Below are 12,722 nucleotides of genomic sequence, written 5' to 3' on the forward strand. Positions count from 1 at the left end.
GGACATTAGTTACCTGCAGCGCCTACGTGTGTTGTGATGATCTCGTCGTACTTGCCAGATTCTTTAGCGTTCGTGATGGTGGTGTTGAGCGCTTCTAAGAGTTTTGTGTTGCCCTTTTTGACGCCGAAGCCGTATTGCTCGTCGGTTTGTTCCGTGAACGCAATGGTGAGGTCGTCGTTTACGTAGCTTTGCAAGACACCGATGTCTGCGATTGCTGCGTCGATTTGACCTGTTGATACGGCTTGAATGAGGGAGCCGACCTCAGGGAATTCGGTGATTTCAAGTCCTGCGTCTTGTCCAACAGTTTTTCCTGTTGAATCGATTTGGGCTCCTACCTTTTTCCCGGCGAGGTCTGCGAGTGAAGTGAGGGCGGTTCCATTTGATACGAGAACGCCTTGGTTAGCGTCAAAGTACGGTGTGGAAAAATCGAATTTTGCTTGACGCGCTGCAGTGATGGTGAGCCCTGTTGCTAAGACATCACAGTTGTTTGAGGCGAAAGCTGCGCCTGAAGCCATAGCGTCGAAGTCGTATTGAATGGCTTCGTATTCAAGTCCGAGTTCTTCAGCAGCTAGTTTAGTGAGGTCAATGTCGATACCGGTTAAGTTACCGTCTTCGTCTGTGTATTCAAACGGTTCGAATGGTGCGTTGGTGCAGATCGTTAAGGTGCCTGCTTGTACTAGTGAGTGGCCAGCGTCATCAGTTGATGGGCTATTAGATGAGCAGGCGGTTAATGTGAGTGCGCCTACGATAAGAGCCGACACGGTGCTGATCTTAGTAACGGTGGACATTGTTCCTCAATTCGGGTGAGAACTATTCATGCATCAATACAAAAACAATCATACCCATGCATAGTTATGCATTGCTATTTCGTGATGTGAGTTATGGCTCACGTTTTTGCCAATGTGTGATAATGCGTTTTGTCATTAACTTTGAGGAACAAAAGAGGGGTGGAGATACCAACAGTATCTCCACCCCAGCCTTTTCGCAGATTTACGCAGTAGGCGACGAGTCCCCATAGAGGTCATCGATAGTCTGCACAAAATCATGCAGAACCAGTGCCCGCTTCACCTTCAACGAAGGAGTCAAATACCCATTCACCTCAGTGAAATCAGTCGTCAAAACCTTGATCTTACGAATAGATTCCGCACGCGAAACAGCCTGATTCGCACGGTTAACTGCACGATCCAACGCAGCTAAAACACTCACATTTGCTGCAGCTTCAGAGACCTCCATCGCAGGCAAACCATGAGACTTTAACCAGCCCGGAAGCATCTCTTTATCCAACGTGACAAGTGCACCAATGAACGGACGCTGATCGCCGACTACGACTACCTGAGAAACAATGGGGTGCCCACGAAGACGATCTTCAAGCATTGCTGGTGCCACATTCTTGCCACCAGCGGTAACAATTATTTCCTTCTTACGGCCCGTAATCTTGACGTAACCATCCTCGTCAAGAGTTCCAATATCACCCGTATGGAACCAGCCATCCGCATCAAGAGCCTGCGCAGTCGCTTCAGGATTCCCACGGTAACCACGGAATACGTGATCACCTTTGACAAGAATTTCCCCATCAGCATCAATTTTTACCGACGTGCCAGGGAACGGCGGACCAACAGTGCCAATCTTAATAAGGTGAGGCCGGTTGACAGCAGTAGGAGCACAGGTCTCAGTTAACCCATACCCTTCCAACACTGTGACCCCAATGCCGCGGAAGAAATGTCCAAGGCGCTCACCTAGCGGAGCTCCACCAGAAATAGCGTATTCAGCGGCGCCGCCAAGAGTCGCACGAAGTTTCTTATACAGCAGGACCGACGCAAGGTTGTATTGCACCTTCAACGCAAGAGAAGCACCTTTGTCTGAATCCCATGAACGAGACGTCTGAATCGCGACCTTTGCAGCCCAACGGAACAACTTGAGCTTAAACCCAGACCCAGCCTTTTGTTCCGCCGCGTTATACACCTTCTCAAAAACGCGTGGTACAGCCAGCAAAAACGTCGGCTTGAAAGACTGCAGATCGAGGATGAGGTTCTTAGCATCAGGAGTGTGCCCAAGTACCGCGCCACCAGTAAGCGCAACAACCTGAATGAAACGAGCAAACACGTGTGCAAGCGGCATGAACAACAATGTTCGAGTTCCCGGGCCGCACACTACGCTCAAATCGTTCACACCATTACGCGTCAAATACACGAAATTCCAGTGCGTTAACTCAACACCTTTAGGCTGACCGGTTGTTCCAGACGTATAAATAACGGTAGCTAAATCGTCTGCCTGAACATTTTCCGAACGTCGTTCAATCTCGGCAAGATCAATGCGCTCACCACGTTCACGCAGTGTAGTAATCGCGTCGTCGTCAAGGACAAGAACCTCACGCAATTCAGGGAGTTCTTCACGTGCCTGAGCAACAACCGAAGCATGCCCAGAGTTCTCAACAACAATTAACTTGGCTTGCGAATCAGAGCAAATCCATTGCACCTGCGAAGAGCTGCTCGTCTCATACACGGGAACAGGCAACGCCCCAATAGCCCACGCCGCAAAATCGAGCAACGTCCACTCATAACGAGTGCGGCTCATAATTGCGATGGTGTCGCCTGCTTCAATACCAGAAGCAATAAAGCCACGAGCTACATCAAAAACTTGGTTTTGAAACTCTTGAGCAGTAACGGGAACCCAATGGCCACCTAAACCGCTTTGAATCTCAAAAAGGGTCTGATCGCCAAGTTCGGCAACACGCTTAGCGAGAAGATCATTGATCGATGACGTACGTGGCACGTCAATAAGGTTTGGTGAAGAAAACTCTTGCATGACACCCTCCTCGGGCGCGTGCCCGAAGGCAAACAGAAAATAGTCGAATCAATACATACGATTCAACACGGTGGTGCGTTTTTTGTCTCTAGGACTCTCTAGGACAAAAAGCGGTGGCACGAGAAAACCTCCTGCCACCGCTTCATTGTTAGTTGCGTGGAGCCTTAACTGGAGGCTCACCTAATTCGAAACTGCGAACAGTGATTCCACCCTGAGCGCTGAGATCAGCGTCAGCAGGAGCATCAACGATGACAACATCACCTGTAACTCGGCCAGCCGCTTTCACGTCAGCCATCGCATGGCGCACAGCATTCTGGGCAGCAACAGGAACCGCAATTTCAGCCGCAAGAATTGGGGTTTTCATGGAAACTTTATTCTCGGATTTGATTTTGCGCAGTACAGCGAGTGCGTAACCTGCCGCATCCAAATCGGTAGGGTTCGCAGTACCTGCTGCAGCGTGTAATGCAGCTGAAGTTGGCCATGGCGCAGTGTGAATTGAACCTTCACGCCACCACGACCACACTTCTTCAGTAGCAAATGGCAAGACCGGTGCAAACAGGCGAAGCAACGTGTCAAGAGCTAATGCGAGAGAGGTGCGTGCAGAAACTGCATCAGCGCCCGGCACTTCAGCACCATCCGCATATGCGCGATCTTTCACAAGTTCAAGGTAGTCGTCGCAGAATGCCCAGAAGAACGATTCAGCAAGTTCTAGCGCACGAGTGTGGTCGTACGCTTCAAGTGCGGCGGTGGCTTTATCAACTACATCAGCAAGGCCTGCAAGCATCGCGCGGTCGATTTCTGCCGTGACCAGTGCAGGATCAAGAACGATGTCGCCATCCGTTGCGAAAGACAACGCGAACTTGGATGCGTTAAGGATCTTGATCGCCAAACGACGACCAATCTTCATCTGCCCAATCTCAAACGCAGCGTCAGTTCCCAGACGAGCCGAAGCAGCCCAGTAACGAACAGCATCCGATCCGTGCTCTTCCAAAAGGCCCATTGGGGTAACAACGTTGCCTTTAGACTTCGACATTTTTTTACGGTCAGGGTCAAGAATCCACCCCGAAATAGCAGCATGCTTCCACGGCAGTGAACCATGCTCAAGGTGAGAACGCACGACAGTGGAGAACAGCCACGTACGAATAATATCTTGACCTTGTGGACGCAGATCCATTGGGAACACGCGATCGAAAAGATCAGGATTCGACAGCCAACCACCAGCGATCTGAGGAGACAGGGACGAAGTCGCCCACGTGTCCATGATGTCTGGGTCGCCAACGAAACCGCCAGCAACACCACGCTGGTCAGCAGAATAACCGGCAGGGACGTCAGTGGAAGGATCAACTGGCAGCAAAGACTCATCTGGAACGATCGGCTGATCGTATTGTGGTTCACCATCAGCATCTACTGCGTACCACACAGGGAAAGGAACACCGAAGAAGCGTTGGCGAGAAATAAGCCAGTCTCCGTTAAGTCCGCCAACCCAGTTGGAATAACGCACCTTCATGAAGTCAGGGTTGAAGTCCAGTTCTTCACCACGGGCTAACAGTTCGTCGCGTAGCGGACGCTGACCCCATTCGCGTCCACCATTGCGGATGTACCACTGGCGTGACGTGACGATTTCTAGTGGCTTGTCGCCCTTTTCGAAGAAGTTAGCTTTACGTTGAGTCGCAACTGGTTCGCCTTCAAGATCACCAGATTCACGCAAGGCATCTACGACAGCAGTGCGAGCAGAGAACGTTGTCTTGTTCGCGATGCTTTCGTAGAGTGCAATTCCGCGAGGATCTGTAATCCAGTCAGGGGTTTCAGCAATAACTCGGCCATCACGACGAATAATTGATCGTGTTGGTAGTTGAAGTTCACGCCACCACTGCACGTCGGTAAGGTCACCGAAGGTACAGCACATAGCGATTCCTGCACCCTTGTCTTTCTCAGCGGCAGGGTGTGCAAGAACAGGGACCTCAACGTTAAAGAGAGGTGAAGTAACAGTCGTGCCAAAAAGATCTTGGTAGCGCTCGTCGTCGGGGTGCGCGATGAGGGCAACACAGGCGGCGAGGAGCTCTGGACGAGTCGTCTCGATGTGTACAGCACCAGAACCGTCAGCTTTGTGGAAAGCAACTTTGTGGAAGTGCCCCGGGTAATCGCGTGCTTCAAGTTCTGCCTGAGCTACTGCTGTTTGGAAAGTGACATCCCACAGTCCTGGAGCTTCGGCTTGGTAAGCCTCTCCGCGAGTAAGGTTCCGCAAGAAAGCAGTCTGTGCGACTGCTTGAGCTTCTTTACCAATCGTTTGATAGGTGCGGTTCCAGTCAACTGACAAGCCAAGGTGACGCCACAACGCCTCAAACTGCTTTTCGTCTTCAGCGGTTAGGCGTTCGCACAACTCGACAAAGTTTTTACGAGAGATAGGCTGTTGGTCGGCTGCTTTGACAGATTTTCCTTCTGCACCTTGGAAAGGTGGCTCATACCCTTCCACGTAAGGCAGGGAAGTGTCGCAACGCACCCCGTAATAATTTTGAACGCGACGCTCAGTAGGCAAGCCGTTGTCGTCCCACCCCATAGGGTAGAAAACATTCATGCCCTGCATACGCTTATAACGCGCGACGACATCTGTGTGAGTGTAAGAAAACACGTGCCCCACGTGAAGTGACCCCGACACCGTGGGCGGTGGGGTGTCGATCGAGTAGACCTGCTCGCGGGCAGTGTCATCGTTAAAGGCGTAGGTCTTGTTCTCGTCCCACGTGGTGTTCCAAGCATCCTCAAGGCCATCCAAACTCACTTTGTCTGGCACACTACGGACCGTTGCACGAACGGGAGCAGCATCAGGACGTGAGTTGGCGGAGGAAGCTGATTCTTCAAAGGCACTCATAATCCCATATTCTTTCACATCCAATGCCGCGTTTTTACACCGTTCCATGTGGCATTCGACGTTTGCTGATAAGAATTGTTGAGAAGCTCGTCATGACATACGAAAAGAAAAATTTATGAAATTTAGTGTCTGGTCTCCAGAGGGCATAGGCGAAGTTATGCCTGGCGATAGTCTTGCCGACCTTATTCTTAACTACTGCCCGCATCTTGAAAACGGGGACATCGTATGCGTGACGTCGAAAATAGTGTCGAAAGCAGAAGGCCGACTTGTTGACGCTCATGACCGCGAAGATGCAATCACCCAAGAAACAGTGCGGATTGTTGCGCAACGATCGCGACCGAACGGGCCACCCTTGCGCATCGTGGAAAACAAGTTGGGCCTTGTGATGGCTGCCGCTGGCGTGGACGCAAGTAATGTTCCCGCAGGAAAAGTTCTTTTACTACCAGAAAACCCAGACGAAACTGCTCGTAGCATCCGTTCCAGTATTTATGAACGGACTGGCCGAAACATTGCCGTACTTATTTCAGATTCTGCGGGGCGCCCGTGGCGTGACGGCTTAACTGAAATCGCAATCGGTTGCGCCGGAATACTGCCGTTAGAGGACTATCGCGGACAGCAAGACACCTTTGGACAGCAACTAACTGTAACCGCAACAGCTTTAGCAGACGAACTTGTATGCGCGGCTGAACTGGTGAAAGGAAAAACCTCGGGGCGGCCACTGGCTGTTATTACCGGGAAAGCCGAGTGTGTGTTGCCTATAACAGTTGACGGTCCGGGCGCACGTTCTCTCGTGCGATTAGGAGAAAATGATCTGTTCTCTATGGGCACCGCTGAAGCCACAGAGTATGGCCAGCGTATGGGTAATCTGCCAAAAAGTTTCATTAAAAAAACTACATGAGTGTAGCTATCGTGAGAACTCCCCATTAAAAATGAATCCTAGAGTGGTATCTTTCATCTAATAAGTCCAAAAAATGTAAAAATGACATTTTTATAATTCGGGACAGCTAACAGCGGGGAAGGTTAAGGTGCGTGGCACTTTCTCACCGATTTAAACGAGAGTCACAAGTGATGAGAGTTTTTGTTTTAATTCTTACTTCTTTTCTTGTTGCTTCGTGTTCTGATGGGAAAATCGACGAAGTGTCACACGAAAATTTATACATTGACATGTATGAAGCAGCTAATCAGTCTCCTTTATCAGAATTTCAAAAAGCTGTTTTAGGAGATAATGAAATTTCAAAAACTGAATATGATGAAGCTCATCAAAGGTTTCTTTCTTGTGTTGAAGAAAAAGGAGGGTCTGTAGAATTAGAAGAAGTTTATGGGCGATACACCTATACTATACATAGTGATATCGATGACTATGACCAGCGTATTTTTCCAGAATGCGAACCCGGTACTGTTGCACATATTGCAGGGATCTATAATGCGCAGCTCTCTAACCCAGAGCGGAAACCTATCGAAGAGGTCATAATCGAATGTCTTTTAGAAAACAATGTTGTTTCAGATCCTTTCACTATCAACGACTTCGAATATGTGCAAAATTCATCTAGTTCAGTTTCGAAAAATAACGATATAGCAGTTTCTGAAGATGGATCTATAGATCCTATGATCGAAGAAATAACTGAAAATCCGGACTATATTTCTTGTCTTTCCAACCCCTCTTTTCATAAACTGGATTGAAGTAGTAGCAGACCTGTTCTTGATTAAACCTTGGCAAGGAAGCCAGATCGCTCAGTCGTACACATCAGGAGTTATGGAGTCATAATTGCGAAATGTTTTTCTCCTCTTGTCCATTTTTGTTCTTTCGTCGTGTTCTCTTTCAAGTCTCGAAAAAGAATCGCAAGATAATCCATACTCTGATTTTTATCAACGAGCAAAAGAAGCAAACCTATCTAGTTTCCAAAAAAGCGTTTTAGAGGATAACAAGATAACTAAATCTGAATACGATGAAGCACACCAAAGATTCTCTGACTGTGTGCGCGAACAGGGAGGGGAAGTCGAGTTAGAAGAAAGTTATGGTATATACCAATACATCACCTATAGCGATCATGATGATTATGATAATCGAATCTATCCGGTATGCGCTCCAGAGACTATAGAACATATTGCTGCGATCTATAATGATCAAACAATAAACCCGGAGCGGGTTCCGTATGATGAATTGACCGTTAAATGTTTGCTTGAAAATGATGTAGTGCGGTCTCCATTTACTACACAAGACTTAGCTTACATTAATGATCTGATTTCAATAGAAGTGATCTTTGATGAAAAAACGCAAACATATAATGACTCAGAGGAAGACGTACAAAAAAGCGTTGATCCTGTGACTCAAAAAATAGTCGATAATCCCAAATTTTCATTATGCGAATCGAACCCATCTTTTTATCTCTATGAGTAGCCGATCTAATTCAGTAAAAGCCGTAATATTTACGGCGATATGCGCAGCAACTGCTGGAGCAGCAGGTGCGTTCTTTCTCACGTTCAACGGAGAATATAAAGAAAGCCCATTAAAAACAAATAACGCAGATACTTATCCGATAGACGTTCTTCCATATGCAGATGCGCGAAAAGTTACAGTTACCCTAAAAACAGGAAGCGCGCAAAACGTTACAGTCGAAGACGACGGGTTGGTAACGCAGTTTACTTGTGCACCTGGTGGAGAATGGGAACCTTGGGAATCTCCAGTTGTCATAGATGGCAAAAAGAAAACTCTTCTTGTCTCTGAAACCCCATTTTATAGAGACCTTGTTGGCGGAGAAAAAGGTTCTGATGTTGAAGCCCTACAAGAGATGCTCATTGAACAAGGGTATGCAATAGAAAAAACAGGATACTTTGGTCAGCGAACACGAGCTGCTATGGCTCAACTAAAAACTGATAAAAAAATTCCTGAAACGAAAGGAATCGTACAAGGATCTTTCTTGCGGGCAGACTATCTGTGGGTTTCTCACCTGCCAGCAAAAATTTCAGAATGTAAAACAAGCGTCGGCAGCACTATCAGCGCAACGCAAGTAATCGCAACTTTAAAAGCAGAACCAGCATCTGCTGAAATTCCAGAAATGTCAGACCTTATTGAAGGACAACGTCGTCTTGTCTTTGATCAAGATGAAGTAATTTTTTCCAAAAATAAGGAAACAAAGAAGAAACTCTTAAACGAGATCCTCTCCTTCTCCGCAGTGCAGCAGGCAGTACACATGCATGCTGAAGCGGGGGACGAATCAAAACCACTAACAGTTGAGGCAACATACGAACTAGTAACACCAAAAGATGTTGCACCTGTGCCGCCCATGGCGATAGGGGCTCTTCAAAATGGGCAAGGGTGTGTGAGTGACGGAACACAAACGTATCCTGTGAGTGTCCTTGCCTCAACGCTAGGGCTCACCTACGTGGAATTCACGGATGCTCTTCAGCCCACAAGCATATTGCTAAGAGCGCCGCAGGACATTCGATGCAATTAAGGATAGAAAGCCTTACGCATAGTTTTCCTAACCAACCGAAACTCTTCCATAATCTTAACTACGAATTCAATGCCGGAGAGTTGAACGGGCTAGTTGGCCCGTCAGGGTCAGGTAAAAGCACACTTATGGCAATTTTAAGTGGCATGCGTAAACCACAGTCAGGAACCGTGACTCAAAAAAATATTCGTCAGATCGGTTGGATTCCACAAAACCCGATTGGGGTTCCTCGACGAACCGCATTAGACCATGTTGTATTTCCTCAATTATTGCAAAAAGTGGAGCGCGGTAAAGCTGAACAAATTGGTCACGAATTACTGAAAAAATTTGATTTAAGTAATGTTTCAGGTCGAGAGTTTCGGCACCTATCCGGTGGTGAAGCGCAGCGACTATGTTTTGCACGAGCAGCCGCCACCGAGTTCGACGTCTTACTCGTTGATGAGCCAACGGCGCAACTTGATCCGACAACAGCACAAACTGTTAGAAAAGTTATACGGGAATTAATCTCTCCGCATAGAATCGTTGTTCTTGCAACACACGATTCGATATTACGAGAACAATGTGATGGTTTGCTAGATCTAGGTGCACAACAATGAAGTTGAAACACGTATGGAGTGAAAGTTGGCGCAACCTTGTTACCGGTACGTCTAGAGCATTAATTGGTTTGATCTGTCTTGCTGTTTTAACGACAACGAGTATGTTTTTGCACGGATCACAAGCCAAGAAAATTTTTGATGATCAAACTGCGTTTGTTCAATCTGGTGCTGCAACTGTCGTCGTTACGCAGACAGGAAACATTGATGCTAAGCGGTGTGCAGCTTTAGGGCACTTGCAAGGTGTGCAAGGTTCTGTCGCTTTACGTTCTGTTCCCGAACGATTTAAGCTCGACACTTTGCCCAACACGACACCTGCTTTACACGAATACAATGGTCAACCATTAAAACTTTTTGGAGGAACAGGAACTGATGTAGGGAATGGGGTTTTATTATCGAGTCTCCTTGCTAACCAAATTTATGCAGAAGTAAACGACGAAGTTTCTGTTGCTGCACAAAAAACAAAAATTACTGGAATATTCAGATATCCAGATGATGGAAGGGACACCTCTCTATCGTCGACAGCGTTAACACCAGTCCCCGCAGAAGGCACATTTAATCAATGCTTGTATACTGTGTGGCCTTCGAATCATCTGCTAGAAAGCCTTGCACAGACGGTAATAATTTCAGCGAACACTGAAGACCAGCCAGAATTTGGCGTACTAAACTCAAGTTTAGGGCCTTCAAAAAGCACCGAAAAACTTTTGCATTCTAGAGATTCAATTTATTTCATTTACGGTGCCGCTATTTTCGCTGGAGTCCTTGGATTTTTGTTATTACGATCAAGAAAAATAGAATTTTCTGTCGCTCAACATCTAGGCCAAAGTCGTTTAAATCAATTAGTGCAGATCGTTATAGAATCCGCTTTATGGATTATTCCAGGAAGTGTTGCTGGTATCGTAATAACACTTATCTCTGTTAACAAAAATGTTACTACTGAGGAAACGACATTTTTAATAACAGAAACTCTTATTCATGGGCCTGCCATTGCGTTGTGTGCTTTATTTGGGGTTTTGGTCGCAGCTGGAACATTCTCGGCGATGAAGATGCAAGCATGGTCAAAAGACCGCTAAAAACTATCTAAAAAATAATGAGGGGTTTACCCGTGCGTGGATGAGAAATAATAGTTGAATCCACACCATAAACCGTACGAATAAGTTCTTCCGTGAGCACCGTGTTCGGGGGGCCGCATGCAACAATGCGGCCGGTGCTCATGACTATGACGCTATCGCAAAAAGAAGCCGCTAAGTTAAGGTCGTGCAGCGCTGTAAGTATGGTGGTTCCCTTGTGTGTGAGTTCCCGCAAGAGCCCCAAAATTGATAGTTGTGCAGCAATGTCTAAATGATTGGTCGGCTCATCAACAACAAGAATGTCAGTGTGCTGTGCGAGCGCCTTTGCGATAAGTACACGCTGCTGTTCTCCACCAGAGAGTGTTCCAAACTCTCGTTGCGCAACACTGTGCATACCGACTCGTTGTAAACATTCGTATGCGATGTGTGCATCGTCGTCGTGTTGCCCAGAGAAAAGCGATCGGTGAGGGAGCCTACCTAACAGCACTACGTCTAATACGGTTAATGACCTGTCGGCAGTAGCTGACTGTTCTACGTAGGCTAGTGTGCGCGCTTTACTTCGTGACGATGCAGCCAACCAATCCTTGTCTGCTACGTCCAGAAAACCGCTAGTTGGTGCGCGTACCCCGGCAACAATTCGTAAGAGCGACGACTTGCCTGAACCATTTGGGCCAAGTAAAGCAACGATCTGACCGTCTTGAACCTGACCTGTAACGCTTGCAAGGATAGTTGCGGCGTTTACGTTCCATGTAATGTCGCGAAAATCTATAACGCTTTCGCCAGCAGTGGTTCCAGACGAATCCTGTGATAAAGCGGTCTCTGCGTTGTTCTTATCGTGTTCTCGTGTGGGTGGGGTGCTCGTCATGAATGTGCTCCTCTGGTTTTCCACAAAATCACACCGAAAAGAGGAGCACCAATAAGTGCAGTAACAATACCTACCGGGATTTCCCGCGGTTCGAAAATAGTGCGGGCTAAAACATCAGCCCATATTAAAAATATGGCGCCCACACATGCTGAAACCGGAAGCAAAAATCTGTGGCTTGTTCCGGTAACCATGCGCACCACATGAGGGATGATCAATCCAACGAAACCGATAGCACCAGAAACCGACACCAGAGCGCCAGTGAGTAGAGCAACAGCAATGAGTAGAAGCCACCGCCACCGTACAGGATGCACACCTAATGCGTGGGCTGAATCGTCGCCAAAAGTAAAAGCATCAAGGACGTTTCCGGTGAAGCATAAAGGAACACCAAAAAGTATGACCGCAATCCCGGCAATGAGAACGTTATGCCACGTTGTGGAGCCTAAAGACCCCATGAGCCACGACAACACTTCACGATACGAATCGCCGTCAGCTGACCAAAAAATGATGAACGACGTAGCAGCAGCCGCTAATTGACTTACCGCCAACCCCGCTAAAACCATGCGTGTAGGTGTGAGCTGCCCAAGCAATCCTGCTAAAAATAAAACTCCAACCAACGCTGCAACCGCGCCAAAAAAAGCTGCAAACGGCAAAAATACGCTTACGTTCAACACAATCACAGAGACAGCACCCAGCGAAGCTCCCGACGACAGGCCCAACACGTACGGGTCAGCCAGCGGATTGCGGGTAAGCGTTTGCATGACGACACCACACACGGCTAAGCCAGCACCAACACAAGCAGCAACAAGCACACGAGGGAACCGCAACTGCCATACGACAGCATCACGTAAAGGCGGCAGCGGATCCATATCAAAAAGCGAAGCAACACCTACATGCTGTGCAAAAGAAACCCACACCTGATAAGGGGAAATATGGGCAGGACCAAATGTGACAGCAACAGCAACTGACCCGATCAGGCATAACCCAAGCAGCAGCAACACTGCAAAACGGCTCAGTTTCCTCACACGCGGCACATGGGCGGTTGTATCAGGGGCGAAAGAAATGTTAGCCGAC

At 47.7% G+C, this 12,722-nt stretch carries 11 protein-coding genes; 6 read left to right on the forward strand and 5 right to left on the reverse strand.

Annotation, left to right across the window (positions count from 1 at the left end):
* Nucleotides 1–5: 5 nt before the first annotated feature.
* From ACR9EC_RS01580 to valS, 3 genes are all read right to left on the reverse strand, one after another.
* Nucleotides 6–788, reverse strand: coding sequence for a transporter substrate-binding domain-containing protein (locus tag ACR9EC_RS01580; RefSeq protein WP_435299773.1), 783 nt, complete (start codon nt 786–788; stop codon nt 6–8).
* A gap of 202 nt (nt 789–990) precedes the next feature.
* Entirely contained in the window at nt 991–2,805 is a 1,815-nt protein-coding gene (locus ACR9EC_RS01585; protein ID WP_435299774.1) for an AMP-dependent synthetase/ligase, read from the reverse strand.
* A 148-nt stretch (nt 2,806–2,953) separates the two neighbouring features.
* Nucleotides 2,954–5,671 carry a valine--tRNA ligase gene (valS, locus tag ACR9EC_RS01590; protein ID WP_435299775.1) on the reverse strand — a complete coding sequence of 906 codons (2,718 nt, stop codon included), beginning with the start codon at nt 5,669–5,671 and terminating at the stop codon, nt 2,954–2,956.
* 115 nt (nt 5,672–5,786) lie between these two features.
* Between valS and cofE the strand changes: the two genes are divergently transcribed.
* From cofE to ACR9EC_RS01620, 6 genes are all read left to right on the forward strand, one after another.
* On the forward strand, nt 5,787–6,569 hold the full coding sequence (gene cofE, locus ACR9EC_RS01595) for a coenzyme F420-0:L-glutamate ligase (RefSeq protein WP_435299776.1): 783 nt from the start codon (nt 5,787–5,789) through the stop codon (nt 6,567–6,569).
* 131 nt (nt 6,570–6,700) lie between these two features.
* Nucleotides 6,701–7,351, forward strand: coding sequence for a hypothetical protein (locus tag ACR9EC_RS01600; RefSeq protein ID WP_435299777.1), 651 nt, complete (start codon nt 6,701–6,703; stop codon nt 7,349–7,351).
* Between the two features lie 85 nt (nt 7,352–7,436).
* Complete coding sequence (locus ACR9EC_RS01605) at nt 7,437–8,069, forward strand: hypothetical protein (protein ID WP_435299778.1); 633 nt, start codon at nt 7,437–7,439, stop codon at nt 8,067–8,069.
* Nucleotides 8,062–9,126 carry a peptidoglycan-binding domain-containing protein gene (locus tag ACR9EC_RS01610; RefSeq protein WP_435299779.1) on the forward strand — a complete coding sequence of 355 codons (1,065 nt, stop codon included), beginning with the start codon at nt 8,062–8,064 and terminating at the stop codon, nt 9,124–9,126. Before ACR9EC_RS01605 ends, ACR9EC_RS01610 begins: the two co-directional genes overlap by 8 nt.
* Nucleotides 9,117–9,719: an ATP-binding cassette domain-containing protein gene (locus ACR9EC_RS01615; protein ID WP_435299780.1), complete on the forward strand. Its 603-nt coding sequence runs from the start codon at nt 9,117–9,119 to the stop codon at nt 9,717–9,719. The genes ACR9EC_RS01610 and ACR9EC_RS01615 overlap by 10 nt, the downstream gene beginning before the upstream one ends.
* Nucleotides 9,716–10,789, forward strand: coding sequence for a hypothetical protein (locus ACR9EC_RS01620; protein WP_435299781.1), 1,074 nt, complete (start codon nt 9,716–9,718; stop codon nt 10,787–10,789). The genes ACR9EC_RS01615 and ACR9EC_RS01620 overlap by 4 nt, the downstream gene beginning before the upstream one ends.
* 7 nt (nt 10,790–10,796) lie before the next feature.
* On the opposite strand, the gene ACR9EC_RS01625 is transcribed toward ACR9EC_RS01620, so the two are convergent.
* Together ACR9EC_RS01625 and ACR9EC_RS01630 are read right to left on the reverse strand one after the other, a co-directional pair.
* Nucleotides 10,797–11,651, reverse strand: coding sequence for an ABC transporter ATP-binding protein (locus ACR9EC_RS01625; RefSeq protein ID WP_435299782.1), 855 nt, complete (start codon nt 11,649–11,651; stop codon nt 10,797–10,799).
* A complete protein-coding gene (locus tag ACR9EC_RS01630; RefSeq protein ID WP_435299783.1) occupies nt 11,648–12,673 on the reverse strand; it encodes a putative F420-0 ABC transporter permease subunit in 1,026 nt (341 codons plus the stop codon). The genes ACR9EC_RS01625 and ACR9EC_RS01630 overlap by 4 nt, the downstream gene beginning before the upstream one ends.
* Between the last annotated feature and the right edge of the window lie 49 nt (nt 12,674–12,722).

The organism is Timonella sp. A28 (genome assembly GCF_051200815.1).
Taxonomy (GTDB): domain Bacteria; phylum Actinomycetota; class Actinomycetes; order Actinomycetales; family Cellulomonadaceae; genus Timonella.